General features: G+C 58.1%; 16 protein-coding genes. 14 read left to right on the plus strand and 2 right to left on the minus strand.

What is annotated here, in order from left to right:
• Positions 1–30: 30 nt before the first annotated feature.
• Positions 31–1,215, minus strand: a complete 1,185-nt coding sequence (locus L1065_RS10810; RefSeq protein WP_237095484.1) for an NAD(P)/FAD-dependent oxidoreductase — start codon at positions 1,213–1,215, stop codon at positions 31–33.
• 180 nt (positions 1,216–1,395) lie between these two features.
• Between L1065_RS10810 and ftsW the strand changes: the two genes are divergently transcribed.
• The 14 genes from ftsW (at position 1,396) to L1065_RS10880 (ending at position 18,408) form a co-directional block, all read left to right on the plus strand.
• Positions 1,396–2,562 (plus strand): putative lipid II flippase FtsW, encoded by a 1,167-nt coding sequence (ftsW, locus tag L1065_RS10815; RefSeq protein ID WP_237095485.1) that lies wholly within the window; start codon positions 1,396–1,398, stop codon positions 2,560–2,562.
• Position 2,563: 1 nt separating this feature from the next.
• Complete coding sequence (locus L1065_RS10820) at positions 2,564–3,658, plus strand: glycosyltransferase (protein WP_237095486.1); 1,095 nt, start codon at positions 2,564–2,566, stop codon at positions 3,656–3,658.
• An 11-nt stretch (positions 3,659–3,669) separates the two neighbouring features.
• Complete coding sequence (murC, locus tag L1065_RS10825; protein ID WP_237095487.1) at positions 3,670–5,085, plus strand: UDP-N-acetylmuramate--L-alanine ligase; 1,416 nt, start codon at positions 3,670–3,672, stop codon at positions 5,083–5,085.
• 16 nt (positions 5,086–5,101) lie between these two features.
• Positions 5,102–5,359: a DUF2484 family protein gene (locus L1065_RS10830; protein WP_237095488.1), complete on the plus strand. Its 258-nt coding sequence runs from the start codon at positions 5,102–5,104 to the stop codon at positions 5,357–5,359.
• A gap of 16 nt (positions 5,360–5,375) precedes the next feature.
• Positions 5,376–6,851 carry a hypothetical protein gene (locus L1065_RS10835; RefSeq protein ID WP_237095489.1) on the plus strand — a complete coding sequence of 492 codons (1,476 nt, stop codon included), beginning with the start codon at positions 5,376–5,378 and terminating at the stop codon, positions 6,849–6,851.
• A 1-nt stretch (position 6,852) separates the two neighbouring features.
• Positions 6,853–7,785 (plus strand): UDP-N-acetylmuramate dehydrogenase, encoded by a 933-nt coding sequence (gene murB / locus L1065_RS10840; protein WP_237095490.1) that lies wholly within the window; start codon positions 6,853–6,855, stop codon positions 7,783–7,785.
• 148 nt (positions 7,786–7,933) lie between these two features.
• Positions 7,934–8,812 (plus strand): D-alanine--D-alanine ligase, encoded by an 879-nt coding sequence (locus L1065_RS10845; RefSeq protein WP_237095491.1) that lies wholly within the window; start codon positions 7,934–7,936, stop codon positions 8,810–8,812.
• Entirely contained in the window at positions 8,800–9,681 is an 882-nt protein-coding gene (locus L1065_RS10850; protein WP_237095492.1) for a cell division protein FtsQ/DivIB, read from the plus strand. Before L1065_RS10845 ends, L1065_RS10850 begins: the two co-directional genes overlap by 13 nt.
• On the plus strand, positions 9,678–11,012 hold the full coding sequence (gene ftsA, locus L1065_RS10855; protein WP_237095493.1) for a cell division protein FtsA: 1,335 nt from the start codon (positions 9,678–9,680) through the stop codon (positions 11,010–11,012). Before L1065_RS10850 ends, ftsA begins: the two co-directional genes overlap by 4 nt.
• A gap of 338 nt (positions 11,013–11,350) precedes the next feature.
• Entirely contained in the window at positions 11,351–12,943 is a 1,593-nt protein-coding gene (gene ftsZ / locus L1065_RS10860) for a cell division protein FtsZ (RefSeq protein WP_237095494.1), read from the plus strand.
• Positions 12,944–13,137: 194 nt separating this feature from the next.
• On the plus strand, positions 13,138–14,064 hold the full coding sequence (gene lpxC, locus L1065_RS10865) for a UDP-3-O-acyl-N-acetylglucosamine deacetylase (RefSeq protein WP_237095495.1): 927 nt from the start codon (positions 13,138–13,140) through the stop codon (positions 14,062–14,064).
• Positions 14,065–14,191: 127 nt separating this feature from the next.
• Positions 14,192–15,043 carry an outer membrane protein assembly factor BamD gene (locus tag L1065_RS10870; protein ID WP_237095496.1) on the plus strand — a complete coding sequence of 284 codons (852 nt, stop codon included), beginning with the start codon at positions 14,192–14,194 and terminating at the stop codon, positions 15,041–15,043.
• 6 nt (positions 15,044–15,049) lie between these two features.
• The gene (gene recN, locus L1065_RS10875) at positions 15,050–16,714 is read left to right on the plus strand and encodes a DNA repair protein RecN (protein WP_237095497.1); all 1,665 of its coding nucleotides are present in this window, start codon (positions 15,050–15,052) and stop codon (positions 16,712–16,714) included.
• Positions 16,714–18,408, plus strand: coding sequence for a chloride channel protein (locus L1065_RS10880; protein ID WP_237095498.1), 1,695 nt, complete (start codon positions 16,714–16,716; stop codon positions 18,406–18,408). The genes recN and L1065_RS10880 overlap by 1 nt, the downstream gene beginning before the upstream one ends.
• Here L1065_RS10880 and L1065_RS10885 read toward each other — a convergent pair.
• Positions 18,405–18,746, minus strand: coding sequence for a DUF427 domain-containing protein (locus L1065_RS10885; RefSeq protein ID WP_237095499.1), 342 nt, complete (start codon positions 18,744–18,746; stop codon positions 18,405–18,407). The two genes, L1065_RS10880 and L1065_RS10885, sit on opposite strands and share 4 nt — an antisense overlap.
• Position 18,747 lies beyond the last annotated feature (1 nt).

Consider the following 18,747-nt stretch of genomic DNA (forward strand, 5'->3'; position numbering starts at 1 on the left):
ATACACGGGTTGGCAGGCAAAAACGGCAGGCTAGACGCGCCCTGCGATGGCCTGTCCCGCAGCCCATCCCGACGACCACGCCCACTGGAAATTGTAGCCACCAAGCCAGCCGGTGACGTCCACAACCTCGCCGATGAAATACAGGCCATCGACGCCCTTGGCCTGTAGGGTGCGGGCATCCAGATCGCTGGTATCCACACCGCCCAAGGTGACCTCGGCCGTGCGGTACCCTTCGGAGCCCGATGGCTTGAGCGTTAGCTGCGTCAGCACCATTTCAAGCTTTGATAAATCCATGTCGGATTGATCGGCAAGATTTCCTGAAAGGCCTGCAATTTCAGTAAGATAGGCGGCCAGGCGTGCAGGCAAATGGGCGCCAAGCGCTGTGGTAAGGGCCATGCGGCCCGCCTTGCTGCGCTGCGTTTTCAGCGCTGCGATAATATCGGTGCTCGGTTCGAAATGCAGCATAATCTCGTCGCGTTCCTGCCAATAGCTGCTGACTTGCAAGATGCTTGGTCCCGACAGGCCACGGTGCGTGATCAAGAGCCCTTCTTCAAACCCCGTGCCATTGCTGCTGACCCGTGCGTTTACCGACAGCCCCGCCATGGGTTTCAGCGCCTCCATGACATCTGCGCCAAACGTCAGCGGAACCAGCCCTGCTCGGGTCTGTGTAACTGCCAGTCCGAACTGCTGCGCCACCTGATAGCCAAACCCTGTGGCACCCATTTTCGGAATGGATTTACCGCCCGACGCGATGACCAGATTTCTGGCGTGTACAGACTGTATTTTACCATCTGATTGCAAAGCGATATCAAAGCCTTGCGGCGTTTTGTTAATCTGTTCAACGGATGTATTCAACCGCAGATCAGCACCGCGCATTTCTGACGTGAGAAGGCGGATAATATCCTTGGCAGATGTATCGCAGAAAAGCTGTCCAAGCGTCTTTTCGTGGTAGGGGATACCCGCTTTTGCGACCAGATCAACAAAGTCCCATTGGGTGTATCTTGCCAGCGCGGATTTGCAGAAATGCGGGTTCTGCGACAAGAAGTTTTCAGGTGCAGCATACATATTGGTAAAATTGCAGCGCCCGCCGCCCGAGATGCGGATTTTTTCACCCGCCGCCTTTGCGTGATCGACGATCATCACATCGCGCCCTGCATGGGCGGCACACATCATGCCTGCGGCACCAGCGCCGATAATAAGAGTGTTCACCTGCATAGTCGCCTCAATGGGCAATAGGGCGCGTTTTGGCAAGTTGCCGATTAAGGAAATAGAAACCAACTTCGCCTATCCTGCGAGAGCGGCCGATTTTTACGTGGAATTTTCCAATAGGTGCCGTTAAGGTTAATCAACAGACCCCGTAAAGGGGCGGTTTTGAGGCATAGGTAGTAGTATTCCATGACGGAAATGGTCTATGGCACGGTCCCCGTGCAATCTGGCGATCCTGTGTTGCCGCGTTGGTGGCGCACAATCGATAAATGGACGATGTCCTGCATTCTGATGCTGTTTGGCGTCGGTCTGTTGCTTGGGCTTGCCGCATCCCCACCGCTGGCCGCGAAAAACGGGTTTGAGCCCTTTCACTATGTGCAGCGCCAGATGTTTTTTGGTGGTCTGGCGATGATTGCCATGTTGATCACGTCGATGATGCAGCCTTCGCTGGTGCGCCGTTTGGCGGTGATGGCGTTTGGTGTCTCGCTGGTGGCGGTTATGCTTCTGCCGTTCTTTGGTACCGACTTCGGAAAAGGTGCGGTGCGGTGGTATTCACTTGGCTTTGCGTCGCTTCAGCCGTCGGAATTTCTCAAACCCGCATTCGTGGTGACAGCCGCCTGGATGATGGCGGCCAGCCAGGATTTGAACGGGCCACCCGGCAAATCCATATCGTTCATGTTTTGCACGTTCATCGTTGTTCTTTTGGCGCTGCAACCTGACTTTGGCCAAGCCTGCTTGGTTCTTTTCGGATGGGGTGTGATGTGGTTTGTGGCGGGCGCACCGTTGGGGTTGCTCATCTGTTTGGCGGGTGTGGTCGTGCTGGCAGGTGCTGTGGCCTACAATAATTCCGAACACTTCGCGCGCCGTATCGACGGGTTTTTGTCGCCCGATGTAGACCCCACAACGCAACTTGGTTACGCCACAAATGCGATCCGCGAGGGCGGGTTCTTCGGCGTTGGCGTGGGCGAGGGGCAGGTCAAACAATCCCTGCCAGATGCGCATACCGATTTCATCATTGCGGTCGCGGCCGAAGAATATGGGCTGTTTCTGGTGCTCGTGATCATCGGGCTTTATGCGACCATCGTCATCCGCTCTCTTTATCGTCTGACGCGCGAACGCGATCCGTTTATTCGCCTTGCCGGCACAGGGCTGGCCTGCACCTTCGGGATTCAGGCCATGGTTAACATGGGCGTGGCCGTGCGGCTTTTGCCGGCCAAGGGCATGACCTTGCCATTTGTCAGCTACGGTGGTTCGTCGATTATAGCGGGCGGCATTGCCGTGGGCATGCTACTGGCCTTCACGCGCACCCGTCCGCAGGGTGAAATTGGCGATATCCTCTTGCGGCGGGGCCACTGACATGGCGCCTTTGCTGATCATCGCAGCAGGTGGCACGGGCGGGCATATGTTCCCCGCACAGGCCTTGGCCGAAGCGATGTTGGCCAAAGGCTGGCGTGTCAAACTGAGCACCGATGCGCGCGGCGCACGCTATGCCAGCGGGTTCCCCGATGCGGTCGAAATCACCCAGATCAGCAGCGCCACCTTTGCGCGCGGCGGTCTTTTGGCCAAAGCGATGGTGCCCTTTCGTATTTTGGGCGGCATTCTGGGGGCCACGTTCAAAATGATCGGTCAAAAGCCTGATGTGGTTGTCGGCTTTGGCGGCTATCCGTCCATACCTGCTTTGGCCGCGGCAACGCTGTTGCGCAAGCCGCGGATGATCCATGAACAAAACGGTGTTCTGGGGCGGGTGAATACGAAATTTGCCAAACGTGTAAATGCGGTCGCCTGCGGAACGTGGCCCACGCAAATGCCAGCGGGCGTCAGCGGCACTCACACAGGCAACCCCGTCCGCGAGGCGGTTCTGGCGCGTGCTGGCGCGGGCTACATCCCACCCGGTGATTACCCCATGTCGATTGTCGTGATCGGTGGCAGCCAAGGGGCGCGCATCCTGTCGGATGCAGTGCCCCCTGCGATTGCCGAACTGCCCGTCGAGATGCTGGCCAACATACGTGTTTTCCATCAGGCCCGCGGCGAGGACGAAGAGCGCGTGCGCCAATTCTATTTCCAGCAAGGTATCAACGCGCAGGTGCAGCCGTTCTTTGATAATGTCCCCGAACTCTTTGCCGAAGCGCAGTTGATTATCAGCCGTGCAGGCGCAAGCAGCGTGGCCGACATCAGTGTGATTGGCCGCCCTTCGGTGCTTGTCCCTTATGCCGCCGCGATGGACGATCACCAGACCGCCAATGCAAAGGGACTTGCAGATGCAGGTGCTGCAACGGTGATCCCCGAACGCCAGCTGGACGCGGAAACCTTGCGCACGGAAGTGCAACGCATCCTGACCAACCCGGACGGGGCCAGCGCCATGGCGCAGGCGGCCGTAAGCGTTTCGCGGCCCGATGCCACACAAGCATTGGTGGACATGGTCGAAGAATTAGCCCAAAAGCCCGCAAAATAAGGACAAAGAACATGGACGGTGGAACAATTATGGCTGCAGCAACAAAACTCCCCACCCAACTTGGGGCCATTCATTTTGTGGGCATCGGCGGCATCGGCATGTCTGGCATCGCCGAAGTTCTGCTGAACCACGGCTACACCGTTCAGGGCTCTGACCTCAAAGACAGTAAGATCACACAGCGCCTGGAACGTCTGGGCGCCAAGGTTTTTATCGGCCAGAAGGCAGAAAATTTGGACGGGGCCGAAGTCATCGTCATCTCGTCGGCGATCAAAAAGGGCAACGCAGAACTGGACGAAGCACGCCTGCGCGGGTTGCCTGTCGTGCGCCGCGCCGAAATGCTGGCCGAATTGATGCGCCTGAAATCTAACATCGCTGTTGCGGGCACGCATGGCAAAACCACCACAACAACGATGGTCGCAGCCCTTCTGGACGCAGGTGGCATCGACCCGACAGTGATCAACGGGGGCATCATCCACGCCTACGACAGCAATGCACGCACAGGGCAGGGCGAGTGGATGGTGGTGGAGGCCGACGAAAGCGACGGCACCTTCAACCGCTTGCCCGCCACCATCGCCATCGTCACCAACATCGACCCCGAGCATATGGAACATTGGGGCACCGAAGAGGCGCTGCACAAAGGGTTTGAGGATTTCGTCTCAAACATCCCGTTTTATGGGCTGGCCGTGTGCTGCACCGATGACCCCGATGTGCAGGCGCTTGTCGGCAAAATCACCGACCGCCGCGTTGTGACATTCGGGTTTAACGCCCAAGCCGATGTGCGCGCTGTGAACCTCACTTACAAAGCAGGTGTGGCCCATTTCGATATTGAGTTGAAGAACGAAGATAAGGTGATCGAAGGCTGTGCACTGCCCATGCCGGGTGACCATAACGTCAGTAATGCCCTTTCGGCCGTGGCAGTCTCACGGCATCTGGGCCTCAAGCTGGACGAGATCAAAGACGCGCTGGCCAGCTTTGGGGGTGTGAACCGCCGCTTTACCCGCGTGGGCGAGGTCGACGGCGTGACCATCATCGACGACTACGGACACCACCCCGTTGAGATTGCCGCTGTTCTGAAAGCCGCGCGCCAAGCCACCGAAGGCCGCGTCATCGCGGTGCATCAACCCCACCGCTACACACGCCTGCACCACCATTTTGATGAGTTCTGTTCGTGCTTTAACGACGCTGATGTGGTGGCCATCGCAGAAGTGTTTGCCGCAGGCGAAGACGTGATCGAAGGGGCGACCCGCGATGATCTGGTCGCAGGGCTGATCCGCCACGGCCACCGCCATGCGCGGGCTGTAACAAGCGAAGATGATCTGGTGCGCCTTGTGCGCGAACAGGCCAGCGAAGGCGATATGGTCGTATGCTTGGGCGCAGGCTCGATCAGCACATGGGCCAATGACCTGCCGGCCAAACTGACCCAATAGACCGCTGGCACAGCCGATGAGCGATACAACACTTGCCATAGTCCTGATTTGCGGCTGGATCGTGCTGGCCCAAGTGATGCAAGCCATCCCGAGCAATGACAACCACTGGCGCCGCGCCTATGTGCTGATCGGCGTCGGTATCCCGCTGCTTGGCTACGCCACATTTCTGGGCGGCCCATGGGTGGGCGTGATCGGCCTTGGCGTCGGCATGACCGTCCTGCGCTGGCCTGTGTGGTACGGTGTGAAATGGCTGCGCCGCCGTTTGGGGCTGTGACGGGTTTGCGCTTGGCTTGGCATATCAGGCAGGGCAAGCTGGCTGTATGGTAGAGATTGCGGATATTGTTGATGGGGACAGCTTTAAGGCTTGGCTGAACGCGCATATTGCGCGGGTCGGCGATGAACTGGGGCGGCAACACGCCGTTTGGCTGGCGAGCAGATGTGCCGCGCGCGTGATGCCATTCGCGATGGAAACCGCATTGTCGGGGCGTATTGCCGAATTGACACCTGTGCTGATGTTTCGGGTAACTTCAATCTCAGGGGTCGCTTCGGTGTGTCCGACCCCTGAGATTGCCCGTACCGCCGATGCCGCCGCTTTTGCCGCCGATGCCGCCCCCGATGCCGCCGATGCCGCCGCCGCTGCCGCCGCCTTTGCCGCCTTTGCCGCCGCTGCCGCTGCCGCCGCCGTCTTTGCCGCCTATGCCTCCGCCCGTGCCGCCGCTGCCGCCCCCGATATCTACGAATACATCCAAGTGGATTGCGCGGCTTTGCTTGCGTCGGGCGACATCCCGCGCCGTCCGCTTTGGGCAGGACCGTCCGAGATGCAAAGGCTGTGGCAAGATATAAAGCCAAAGCTGGCAGCCCTGAACTCTGACGGCCCTGATGCCGCAGTCTGGACCTTCTGGATCGCATGGTACGACCGCGTGCTGGCAGGCCAGGACATCCACGCCCAAGCCATGCACGATGTGTTTGTCTCGCTGACGGAAGACGACTGGAACAAAGGCCCTGCGCATATCAACCCCAAGTTTGACCCCGTTCTGGCGCTTTATGCTGCTGATATTGCTGACATAGGCGAAAAAATCCGCCGCGATACTGCAGGTCAGATCGTTCTTGAACCTGCCCCCTACGCCCACGCTGATACGCTGCAAACAGTTTTAGACAAAGTGGTCGATGCGATTGCCAAACTGCGCCCCGCTTGCGGTGACGCGGGTAATGCAATGTTGGCACCTTTGGCCGAGGTTTTGGATGATTTGACAGAAGCGTTAGAGGGTAATGCAAACAACTGGCTGCGCTGTCACGATGAATTTGGTTTATGCCATGCCGAGATTGAACGGCTGTTCACCCCCGAGGATATACGCGCAGAAAGAATGCTTTTTCGTCTGCACAACGCGCTCTCGACAGGCATGTTGGACCTGCGTGAAACGGATAGCGAGACCAAACGCGTGTGCCGCACCCGTGTGAATCGCCGCGCGCTGGATCTTGATGATAAGCTCAAAAAAGGACTACGCGATCACCAGGCGCAGATTGACCCTGAGCTTAGTCCTTATCTTGCAGCGGAAATGCAGGCCGACCTTGATATCGGTTTGGACGAGAGCCAGCCTGAACAAAAGCGCGCAGATGCCATGAAACGCGAAGGCAGCAGGCTTATAAAAATCGACAACTTCAAGCGTGAAGAGCTTGTCAAAGGCGCAGAGGATGCCAATAAGCTGATGAAAGCTGGCGGTGGTATCGCTGGTGTTATTAAAGAAGTCTGGACTTGGTTTTTCTAACATGACCCTACCCCTCGTGCGCGGCACGCTTACTCCGAACAGGCCGTTGGCCGATCTGACGTGGCTGCGTGTTGGTGGGCCTGCGGATTATCTGTTCCAGCCTGCGGATCAGGCCGATTTGCAAGCGTTTTTGAAGGGTTTGCCGTCCGATATTTCCGTGTTCCCCATGGGCGTGGGAAGCAATCTGATTGTGCGCGATGGCGGGCTTCGCGCGGTCGTGATCCGCATGGGGCGCGGGTTCAACCAGATCGAGATTGCGGGCAACCGCGTTTCTGCGGGTGTGGCTGCGTTGGATGCGCATGTGGCACGCAAGGCGGCCGATGCAGGACTAGACCTGACATTTCTGCGCACGATCCCGGGTGCCATTGGTGGTGCGGTGCGCATGAACGCGGGATGTTACGGCAGCTATGTGGCCGATCATTTCGTCAGCGCACAGGCTGTCACACGGCGGGGCGAGCGCGTAACGCTCACCGCCGATGATTTGAAATTTGCCTACCGCCAGACCGAATTGCCCGAAGGGTGGGTTCTGACCGAGGCTACCTTTGAGGCCGAGACTGCTGATCCCGAAGAGCTGCATGCGCGCATGGCCCATCAGTTGCAAAAGCGCGATGAAACGCAACCCACCAAGGACAGAAGTGCCGGCAGCACCTTCCGCAACCCCGCGGGCCGGTCCAGCACGGGGCGCGATGATGACGTCCACGATCTTAAGGCGTGGAAGGTGATTGACGATGCGGGGCTGCGCGGGTTTTCCATCGGCGGGGCGCAAATGTCGCCCAAGCACAGCAACTTCATGATCAACACAGGCGGTGCCACAGCCGCTGATCTTGAAAATCTGGGCGAATACGTGCGGAAAAAGGTTTACGATAACAGCGGTCTAACGCTAGAGTGGGAAATTATGAGGGTCGGTGAACCGACCCCAGATCAGAGCGCTTAAGCGCCATACGGCATCCATGGGCGAGCAGGCCCTTGAAATAACAAGCAAACGTGCCCTCGGCGGGGCGCAAGAAAGCTGTCGTTTAAGGCAGTGGTGAGAGGCAAAAGTGGGCAAGGCAGGCAACAGCCCGTTGAAAATCTGTGTTGTGATGGGTGGGCCAAGCGCGGAGCGTGAGGTCTCTTTGTCGTCGGGGCGCGAGTGTGTCGCCGCGCTGCAATCGCTTGGCTATGACGTGGTCGCGTTGGACGCAGGCCCCACGCTGGCAGGTGATCTGGCGGCGATCGGGCCTGATGTGATCTTCAATGCGCTGCACGGGCGGTGGGGCGAAGATGGCTGTGTGCAGGGTATTTTTGAATGGCTTCACATTCCCTATACCCATTCCGGCGTTCTGGCCTCTGCGCTTGCGATGGATAAGACCAAGACCAAAGATGTCTACCGCGCGGCAGGCTTGCCGATGGTGCAAAGCGTGTTGGCCCCAAAGTCCGAGGTGATGGCCGCACATGTGATGCAGCCCCCTTATGTGGTTAAGCCAAACAATGAAGGCTCCAGCGTGGGCGTGTATTTGGTGGATGACGCGGCCAGTGGCCCGCCCCAACTGGACGACGCGATGCCCCCGGTCGTCATGGTCGAAGCCTTTGCGCAGGGGCGCGAGCTGACAACGACTGTTATGGGCGACCGCGCGCTTGGGGTGACAGATATTCTGACAGACGGCTGGTATGACTATACGGCCAAATATGTGGAAGGCGGATCACGCCATGTGATCCCCGCCGATGTGCCCGCCACGATTGCGGCTGCCTGCGAAGATTATGCCCTGCGCGCCCATGCAGCCCTGGGGTGTCGCGGTGTGACACGCACGGATTTTCGGTGGGATGAGGCCCGCGGCATCGACGGCTTGATCCTTTTGGAAACCAACACACAGCCCGGGATGACGCCGACATCGCTGAGCCCTGAACAAGCCGAACACGCAGGTATTTCCTATGCAGATTTCTGCGACTGGATGGTGAAGGACGCCTCATGCAATCGCTGAAACCCACCACCATCAAACGTGACCCTGCGCCGTCCAAATGGGCCTATCGCTATCAGCGTCTCAAGCTGCGCCCCGGCTATCGCCGGTTTATGCGCGTCGGGTTACCTCTATGCGTTACTGCTTTGCTGGCGGGCGGCTATTTTGCCGACAAACAAAACCGCGAGACCGTGCAGCTGGCCATCGCCGATGCCCGCGCGATGATTGAAGAGCGCCCCGAATTCATGGTCAAGCTTATGGCCATCGACGGTGCGTCTGGTGATACGGCTGAACAAATTCGCACGGTGCTGCCCGTTGAATTTCCGCTGTCCAGCTTTGATCTGGACCTTGCGCAGATGCGCGCGGATGTTGAGGCGCTGGATGCCGTGAAATCGGCCAGCCTTTTGGTGCGTGCGGGCAATGTTTTGCAAGTGCAAGTGAACGAACGTGTGCCCGTGGCCGTCTGGCGCCACCGCGAGGGGCTTGAGTTGCGTGACGCCGAAGGCGCGTTGGTCAAAAAGATTGCCAGCCGAAACGACTACCCGCATCTGCCGCTTATTGCGGGCGAAGGGGCTGCGGATCAAATAACCCAAGCGCTCGATCTATTCGCGGCCGCAAACCCCATTGCCAATCGCGTGCAGGGGTTGGTGCGTTTGGGGGATCGTCGGTGGGATGTGGTTTTGGATACGGGCCAGCGGATCATGCTGCCCACGGATGATCCTGTGACCGCGTTGGAGCGCGTGATCATTCTGGATCGTGCGCAAGATATGTTGAACCGCGACATTACCGTCGTGGATATGCGCCTTGGGGCCCGCCCCACGTTGCGCATGGGTGAGGCCGCAAACAGTGATCTGCGGCGAATTAAAGCAATTGAATTGGGAGTGGCGCAATGAGCGATCTCTACGCGATGCAACGGGCCATGCGGGCCGCACGTAAGACGGCAATGCAGCGCGGGGTGGTGGCGATCTTGGATATCGGCACATCCAAGACGGCCTGTCTGGTGTTGCGATTTGACGGATCCGCGCAATTTGCCCAAGGCGAGACGATGGGCGCAATGGCAGGGCAATCAAGCTTTCGTGTCATCGGGGCGGCCACAACGCGCAGCCGCGGCGTTCGCTTTGGCGAAATCGACACAATGGCCGAAACAGAACGCGCCATCCGCACAGCCGTGCAGGCCAGCCAAAAGATGGCCAACACACGCGTTGATCATGTGATTGTCAGCTTCTCGGGGGCCAACCCCCGCTCTTACGGGCTGGATGGCAAGGTTGATCTGCCCACAGGCGTCGTGACTGACGATGACATCGGGCGCGTATTGGCGGCCTGTGACGTGCCTGATTTTGGCGCGGGCCGCGAGGTGCTGCATGCTCAGCCCGTGAACTTTGCGCTTGATTATCGCTCAGGGCTTGGTGATCCACGCGGGCAGGCGGGCCAAGAGCTGATGACAGACCTGCATCTTCTGACCGTTGATGCGCCCGTGATCCAGAACATTGTGCACTGTATCAAACGCTGTGACCTTGAACTGGCAGGTATCGCTTCGGCGGCCTATGTCAGCGGCATTTCTGCGCTGGTTGAGGACGAACAGGAACTGGGTGCCGCCTGCATTGATATGGGCGGCGGGTCGACCAGCCTGTCGATCTTTATGAAAAAACACATGATCTATTCCGATGCAGTCCGACTGGGCGGTGATCATGTGACAGGTGACATCAGCATGGGGCTGCAAATCGCGACGCCAGTGGCCGAGCGCATCAAGACATTTTATGGCGGCGTTCATGCCACGGGTATGGATGACCGCGACATGATCAAAGTGGGTGGCGATACAGGTGATTACGATCACGACCGCCGCGAAGTAAGCCGCGCCGAGCTTATCGGCATTATGCGCCCGCGCGTGGAAGAGATATTGGAAGAGGTGCGCGGCCGTCTTGATGCCGCTGGTTTTGAGCATCTGCCAAGCCAGAAGATCGTGCTAACAGGCGGCGCCAGCCAGATCCCTGGATTGGATGGGCTGGCTAGCAAAATTTTGGGCCAGCATGTGCGTCTGGGCCGTCCATTGCGCGTCAAAGGTCTGCCGCAGGCGGCCACGGGGCCTGCTTTTGCGGCATCGGTAGGGCTGTCGCTATTTGCGGCGCATCCACAAGATGAATGGTGGGATTTCGATGTGCCCGCTGACAAATATCCCGCGCGTTCCATCGGTCGGGCGCTGCGTTGGTTCAAAGACAACTGGTAGGTCTACCTGTGGCTAAGAATCGGTAGACCACTGGTTTTATTGCCGAATTTCCGACTGAAAAGCGGGTGATTTGGCTTTGGGTCGTGGTTTTTTATTGCGGATCAACGACTTGTCGCGCGAAGTTAATGTATACCACCCGTGGCAGGCGCTGCTTTGGCTGCAGCTAGATGCGGTTTGGTCAGCAAAATACCGCTGAAAACCGTCAAAAAACTGCCATATGTAGTGGTTTTTCGGGTGACCTATGGTGGGCTTTGAGTTAACTTAGTTGTCAATGAAGGCAGAACTGCACCTGTAAAAACAGGGCAACCCAAGATTTGAAAACACAGGCGGACACCAAAATGACATTGAATCTTTCCATGCCCGGACAGGAAGACCTGAAACCACGCATCACCGTTTTTGGTGTTGGCGGGGCAGGCGGCAATGCTGTCGACAACATGATTGAAAAGGCGCTGGATGGCGTTGAATTTGTAATTGCAAACACAGATGCACAGGCGCTTCAGCAGTCTGGCGCACCGGCAAAAATCCAACTGGGTGTAAAAGTCACCGAAGGTTTGGGCGCAGGGGCGCGCGCCTCTGTTGGTGCTGCGGCAGCCGAAGAAAGCATCGAACAAATCGTTGACCATTTGGCGGGCGCACACATGTGCTTTATCACCGCTGGCATGGGCGGCGGCACCGGCACAGGTGCGGCCCCGATCATCGCGCAAGCGGCCCGTGAACTGGGTGTTCTGACGGTGGGTGTTGTCACCAAGCCGTTCCAGTTCGAAGGCGCCAAGCGCATGAAGCAGGCGGAAGAGGGCGTTGAAGCCCTGCAAAAGATGGTCGACACGCTGATCATCATTCCAAACCAGAACCTGTTCCGTCTGGCCAACGAAAAAACCACATTCACCGAAGCCTTTAGCATGGCAGATGACGTGCTGTATCAAGGGGTTAAAGGCGTGACCGATCTGATGGTCCGCCCCGGTCTGATCAACCTCGACTTTGCTGATGTTCGCGCCGTTATGGACGAGATGGGCAAGGCGATGATGGGCACAGGCGAAGCGACTGGCGAAGATCGTGCGATCCAAGCGGCCGAAAAGGCCATTGCCAACCCACTGCTGGACGAGATCAGCCTGCGCGGTGCAAATGGCGTGTTAATCAACATCACAGGTGGCTATGATCTGACGTTGTTCGAACTGGACGAAGCGGCCAACCGCATTCGCGAAGAAGTCGATGCAGATGCAAACATCATCGTGGGGTCGACACTGGACACAGGCATGGAAGGCACAATGCGCGTGAGCGTTGTAGCAACTGGTATCGAAGCGTCCGAAAGCCACGCCGACAATCCGCTGCCACGCCGTTCGTTGGCAGAGCCTTTGAAACAAGCCGCGGTGGCTGCACCCCTTGCGGCTGAAACAGAAGCAGCCCCTGCACCGGTTGCGGAGCCTGCTGTAGCGCGTGCGCCAGAGCCAACACTGTTTGGTGACATGGAAACACAGGCTGTTGCGGCGGATGAGCAAGCCGAGAATATCTTTGACGCGCCAAGTGCGGGTGGTGACGTACCACCCCCTGCATATCAGCCGCAAACACGGGCGGATGAGATCGAGCAGCCGTTGGCCGAAGAATATGTAGCACCCCAAGCCCCTGCGCCCGGTGCGCCTTCGCCAGAAGCGTTGGCCCGCCTTCAAGCGGCGGTTACAAAAGTGCCAACGCGCGATGTGCCGGCTGCGCCCGCAGCACCAGCTGCGGAAGCGGATGCAGATCGCCCACGCTTTGGGATCAACTCGCTGATCGGTCGCATGACGGGTGGCGCAGAAGGCGGTGAACGTGCTGCGCCAACACCGATGCGCGAACAGCCCCCGGTGCAGAACCAGCGTTATGAAGAAGAGCAAGCGGCAGATCCAGAGCAGGAGCGGATTGAAATTCCAGCGTTCCTGCGCCGCCAAGCCAACTAAATCGCATCACAAGATGCAAAGAAAAGGTCGCCTTTGGGCGGCCTTTTTTCGTTTGATATCAAGGGTTAAGCGGGGTGTCGGCGGAATTGTGCGTGCCATTACGCGTCATGTTACAAATGGTTACAAACTGTTAATTGAGTGTTGAGGATAGCCTGCCTAACTACCAATCAACGACAAACCAAAGGCAGTATTCCGTGCAAACGACGCTTCGATCATCTGTTACTTTCACTGGCTTGGGCCTGCATTCAGGGCGTCCCGTGCGCGCAACTGTGCACCCTGTGTCTGCGAATTATGGCATCTGGTTTCGTCGCACGGATATCGAAGATGAAACGATCAACATGGTGCCCGCACGGTGGGACGTGGTTGAGATTTCTCCGCTGTGCACAAAAATCGTAAATGACCATGACGTCAGCGTTTCGACCATTGAGCATTTGATGGCGGCGCTGGTTGGCTGTGGTATCCATAATGCTTTGATTGAAATTGACGGGCCAGAAGTGCCGATCCTTGATGGCAGCTCTGCGGTTTTCGCACGTGGCTTTGTCAAAAAAGGTCTGCAACGATTGGCCTCGCCCATTCAGGCCATTCGGATCCTGAAGCCTGTCGAGGTGCGCAAGGGCGATGCTGTTGCGCGGATGGTGCCAGCTGACGCGTTGGAGATTGATTTCACCATTGATTTTGCGGATGCCGCGATTGGTCGTCAGACGAAACGTCTGGATATGCGCAACGGTGTGTTTGTGCGCGAGCTGTGTGACAGCCGCACCTTCTGCCTGCAATCTGACGTTGAGGCCATGCAGGCCAATGGTCTGGCACTTGGTGGCAACCCGGGCAAAAACGCGGTTGTGTTCGACGATGGCAAGGTGCTGAGCCCGGGTGGTCTGCGCCATGCAGACGAACCTGTTCGCCACAAGATGCTGGATGCGCTTGGTGATCTGGCCTTGGCGGGTCATCCCATCCTTGGTCGTTACGAAGGTTTCAAATCGGGCCACGCTATGACGAACCTGTTGTTGCGGGCTGTTTTTGCCGATCCTGATGCCTTTGAAGTGGTGACCTGTTCGCCGCAAATGGCGTCTGGACTGCCCGGTGTCGGCGTTCATTACGAAGACTTGCCACAAGCCTGCTAACACAGCGGTTCACATTCCTTTCATTTCCTCAAGACCAGCGGTTGCACCGCCTTCTATTGTGCTGGATAATTCGGATGGGTGAGGGTAACACCTTGTTAACGCTCGGGGCCAAAAAGGACGGCAGGCAATGACATCGCAATGGAACTTTGGCAGGTTGACCCGCTCGGTTGCGGTTGTGGCTTGTGTTGCGACTTTGACTGCCTGCGGCCCTGGTGCGTTTCAGGCGCCTCCGCCTTTGGAAAGTTACACGGCCGAGGAAATTTACAAACGCGCCGAATTTGAACTGGCGCAAAACCAGCCCGATGAAGCGGCCCGTTTCTTTGGCGAGGTAGAGCGTTTGTATCCCTACTCGGATTGGGCCAAACGCGCGCTGATTATGCAGGCTTTTGCCTATCACAAAGACACCGATTACGACAATTCGCGCACCACGGCGCAGCGGTTTATTGATTTCTACCCCGCCGATGAAGATGCGGCCTATGCGCAATATCTGCTGGCGCTAAGCTACTATGACCAGATTGATGAAGTGGGCCGCGACCAAGGGCTGACATTTCAAGCGTTGCAAGCCTTGCGTACTGTGATCGAACGGTATCCCGACAGTGAATATGCGCGGTCCTCAATCCTCAAATTCGACTTGGCCTTCGACCATCTGGCGGCCAAGGAAATGGAGATTGGACGCTACTATCTCAAACGCGGGCATTACGCGGCGGCGATCAACCGCTTCCGTGTGGTTGTCGAAGATTTTCAGACCACGTCCCACACCGCAGAAGCCTTGCACCGTTTGGTCGAAGCCTACTTATCGCTTGGTGTGACGAACGAGGCCCAAAGCGCGGGCGCGATCTTGGGCTATAATTTCCAATCGACCGAATGGTATCAGGACAGCTTTGCGTTGCTTACGGGGCAGGGGCTGACGCTGGAACCTGCGGGCGATAATTGGTTGAGCGCGATTTACCGTCAGGTGCTTCAAGGCAAGTGGTTGTAATAGGTTATGCTGCGCGGGCTCGACATACGCGACATGCTGATCATCGACAGGCTCGAACTGGATTTCGCGCCGGGTCTTAATGTGCTGACGGGCGAAACGGGCGCAGGTAAATCCATCCTTCTTGATAGTCTGGGCTTTGTTCTTGGGTGGCGGGGGCGTGCCGAATTGGTGCGCCAAGGCGCGGATCAGGGCGAGGTGACAGCGTGGTTTGATCTGTCATCTGACCATCCTGCCTTTGCGGTCTTGGCCGAAGCGGGTTGGGACACCAGCGACGCCGAGCTTATTTTGCGCCGTGTGAACACACGTGACGGGCGCAAAACGGCGTGGATCAATGACAAACGTGCCAGCGGTGAGGTGTTGCGCGCCGTGTCGGAAACGCTGGTTGAATTGCATGGCCAGCACGATGATCGCGGTTTGCTGAACCCCAAGGGCCACCGTGCTTTGCTGGACGAATTTGCAGGGCTGGACCGTGATCTGGACCAGCTTGCGCAGCTTTGGCGTGCGGCACGTGCTGCGCAAAAGGCACTGGCTGCCGAACATGCTGCATTGGCCGCGGTAAAAGAGGAAGAAGAGTTTCTGCGCCACGCCCATGCAGAACTGTCCGCATTGGCCCCACAAGCGGGCGAAGAGGCGGAACTGGACGCCAAGCGCCGTTTGATGCAGGGCGCTGAAAAGATCCGCGAAGATGTGGGTAAGGCGTTCCAAGCGCTTAGCCGTGATGGTGCGGAAGGTGCGATGGATGATGCCATGCGCTGGCTGGATGACGCGGCCCCGCAGGCCGAAGGACAGCTGGACAGCGCCATCGGCTCTTTGGGTCGTGCCCTTAGCGAATTGGCCGAGGCGCAGGCCGGCATCGAAGGCTGTCTGGATGCTTTGGCCTTCAACCCCGCAGAGCTGGAAGACGTGGAAGAACGCCTGTTCGCGTTGCGGGGGTTGGCGCGCAAACACAATGTTTTACCAGATGATCTGGGGGCTTTTGCCAGCGCAATGCAGCAAAAGATCGAAGCCTTGGATGGATCAACCGCCAACATCGCAGCCCTTGAGGCGGATGTGGCAAAGACCCGCGCGGCCTATGATGCCGCGGCCGTCAAGGTGAGCGCGAAACGCACCGCCGCTGCACAAAAGCTGGACGCGGCGATGGCGGCAGAACTTGCGCCACTCAAAATGGAACGTGCGATCTTTACCACCGATGTGACGCGCGCGGATGCAGGCCCCGGTGGCGTGGATGATGTGGCGTTCCGTGTGGCGACCAACCCCGGCGCACCGTCAGGACCGCTTAACAAAATCGCCTCGGGCGGGGAGTTGAGCCGCTTTCTCTTGGCACTCAAGGTGTGTCTGACGCGGGAAACGCAGGGCATGACGATGATCTTTGACGAGATTGACCGCGGCGTGGGCGGGGCGACGGCCGATGCCGTGGGCCGCCGTTTGGCCGAAGTTGCCAGCAAAGGGCAGGTATTGGTCGTAACCCACAGCCCGCAAGTTGCGGCCCTTGGCGCGCACCACTGGCGTGTCGAAAAACGGGTGGTGCCCACAGATGCAGGCGAGATGACGACATCGACCGTGGTGCCGCTTGATGCAGGCGCGCGGATTGACGAGTTGGCGCGGATGCTGTCGGGGGACCGTATTACGGATGAGGCACGCGGTGCAGCACGCGCGCTTTTGGCAAGCTGATGGAGCCTGAAGGCCCTCGCTCCTCCTGGCTCAAAGGGCAGGCGCTTGAGGTTGTAAGCGCGTGTAAAGAAGGGCTAAAGGTCATCCGTCATCGCGGGCCAAGCCAAATCCAGTTTTGGTTTATCGCATTGGCTGTGGGCATTGCGGCGGGGTTTGCGGCCTTGTTTTTCCGCAAGGGGATTATTGCGCTGCAAAGCTATGTCTACGGCGCAGATGACATCACCCATATCCATAGCCACGCCGAAAACCTGCCGTGGTATTGGCTTTTAATGCTGCCTGTGGCGGGTGGGTTGGTTGTTGGTTTGATCCTGCATTGGTTCACCCCTGACGCGCGGGTGCGGTCGGTTGCGGATGTGATCCAAGGGGCGGCGATGCAGGATGGCAGGGTCGAAAAACGTGCGGGCCTTGCCTCTGCTGCGGCCTCGCTCATTACCTTGTCCACGGGTGGCTCTTCGGGGCGGGAAGGGCCTGTGGTGCACCTTGCGGCCGTAATTTCCAGTTGGGTCAGTAATGTGATGAAGGCCGATGGTATCACGGGGCGCGACCTTTTGGGATGTGCTGTGGCTGCAGCCGTTTCTGCCAGTTTTAACGCGCCAATCGCCGGCGCGCTTTTCGCGCTTGAGGTGATTTTGCGTCACTTCGCCGTTCATGCCTTTGCGCCTATCGTGATCGCCTCTGCGGCAGGGACGGTGATCAACAGGCTTGAGTTTGGGGACGTGACCGAATTTTCGCTTATATCATCGACCGCGTTGAACTTTTATCAGGAACTTCCCGCGTTTTTGATCCTTGGTCTGGTCAGCGGTCTGGTGGCTGTCGTTCTGATGCGTTCAATTTTTTGGGCCGATGATTTGGGCAGCTATGTTCAGGCGCGTTACAAAATTCCGCGTTATTTGCGTCCGATGTTCGCTGGCGCACTTCTGGGCGGTTTGGCGATTTTCTATCCCCATATCATCGGGGTGGGTTACGAGACGACCTCGCTTGCGCTGACGGGCGAGCTGATGTTGCATGAGGCTTTTGTTTTTGCTGCACTCAAGGTTCTGGCCGTGGCGATCACAATGGCTGGCCGAATGGGGGGCGGTGTTTTTTCGCCCTCGCTGATGGTGGGCGCGTTGACGGGGCTGACCTTTGGGTTGATTGCGACTGCGTTGCTTCCGGCTGTATCAGGCTCGGCGACGCTTTACGCATTGGCGGGGATGGGGGCTGTGGCCGCGGCTGTTTTGGGGGCGCCCATTTCCACAACCCTGATTGTATTTGAGCTGACAGGCGACTGGCAGACAGGTTTGGCGGTGATGGTTGCGGTGTCGCTGTCCACGGCGCTGTCCAGCCGCTTGGTGGACCGTAGTTTTTTCCTGACCCAACTGGAGCGGCGCAATATCCACTTGGCGGCAGGGCCGCAGGCCTATCTTTTGTCGATGGTGCGTGTGGCCACCGTGATGCGGCCTGTCAGCGACAAAAATGCTGCCAGCACCGAGGTGTGTTGGGATTTGATCGAACAGGGTGTGTATGTGGATGGCAACGCCACCTTGGAAGGTGCGATGCCCATGTTTGAAAGCGCGAATGTGGCGTATATTCCCGTTGTCACCCTGTCAGGTGAAGGCGAGCCCCCCGAGCTTTGGGGGGCTTTGTTCCAGGTCGATGCCTTGAAAGCCTACAATCGCGCCTTGGCAGCAACTGCCGCCGAAGAACACAGCTAGACGGATTCAACAGTCACTTTATCGGTGTAAAAGGCGATGTGATCCTTGATGCGATCGACATCTGCAATCGGAGCTTCATAGGACCAGCACGCATCCTTGATCGGGCCTGATTTCGTTTCGATCGTGAAATACGTGGCGACGCCTTTGTAAGGGCAGGTTGTTGTGGTGTCGGTCTGTTCCAGAAACGCCATCGCCAAGTCGGTCCGCGGGAAATAGATCGCGGGCGGATAGCCATTTTCGCTCAGTTCCAGTGCCGCATGGCTTTCGCCGATGACGGCCCCTGCGACGCGCACAACCCACGTGCCTTCAGTTTTACGGATGGTAATACGGCTGTTCATC

Source organism: Nereida sp. MMG025, assembly GCF_021654165.1.
Classification (GTDB): Bacteria; Pseudomonadota; Alphaproteobacteria; order Rhodobacterales; family Rhodobacteraceae; genus Nereida.

Excerpts from the sequence above, each read along its gene's own strand:
- L1065_RS10810 (WP_237095484.1), bottom strand. The coding sequence starts at position 1,215 with ATGCAGGTGAACACTCTTATTATCGGCGCTGGTGCCGCAGGCATGATG.
- ftsW (WP_237095485.1), top strand. The coding sequence starts at position 1,396 with ATGACGGAAATGGTCTATGGCACGGTCCCCGTGCAATCTGGCGATCCT.
- L1065_RS10820 (WP_237095486.1), top strand. The coding sequence starts at position 2,564 with ATGGCGCCTTTGCTGATCATCGCAGCAGGTGGCACGGGCGGGCATATG.
- murC (WP_237095487.1), top strand. The coding sequence starts at position 3,670 with ATGGACGGTGGAACAATTATGGCTGCAGCAACAAAACTCCCCACCCAA.
- L1065_RS10830 (WP_237095488.1), top strand. The coding sequence starts at position 5,102 with ATGAGCGATACAACACTTGCCATAGTCCTGATTTGCGGCTGGATCGTG.
- murB (WP_237095490.1), top strand. The coding sequence starts at position 6,853 with ATGACCCTACCCCTCGTGCGCGGCACGCTTACTCCGAACAGGCCGTTG.
- L1065_RS10845 (WP_237095491.1), top strand. The coding sequence starts at position 7,934 with ATGGGTGGGCCAAGCGCGGAGCGTGAGGTCTCTTTGTCGTCGGGGCGC.
- L1065_RS10850 (WP_237095492.1), top strand. The coding sequence starts at position 8,800 with ATGCAATCGCTGAAACCCACCACCATCAAACGTGACCCTGCGCCGTCC.
- ftsA (WP_237095493.1), top strand. The coding sequence starts at position 9,678 with ATGAGCGATCTCTACGCGATGCAACGGGCCATGCGGGCCGCACGTAAG.
- ftsZ (WP_237095494.1), top strand. The coding sequence starts at position 11,351 with ATGACATTGAATCTTTCCATGCCCGGACAGGAAGACCTGAAACCACGC.
- L1065_RS10870 (WP_237095496.1), top strand. The coding sequence starts at position 14,192 with ATGACATCGCAATGGAACTTTGGCAGGTTGACCCGCTCGGTTGCGGTT.
- recN (WP_237095497.1), top strand. The coding sequence starts at position 15,050 with ATGCTGCGCGGGCTCGACATACGCGACATGCTGATCATCGACAGGCTC.
- L1065_RS10880 (WP_237095498.1), top strand. The coding sequence starts at position 16,714 with ATGGAGCCTGAAGGCCCTCGCTCCTCCTGGCTCAAAGGGCAGGCGCTT.
- L1065_RS10885 (WP_237095499.1), bottom strand. The coding sequence starts at position 18,746 with ATGAACAGCCGTATTACCATCCGTAAAACTGAAGGCACGTGGGTTGTG.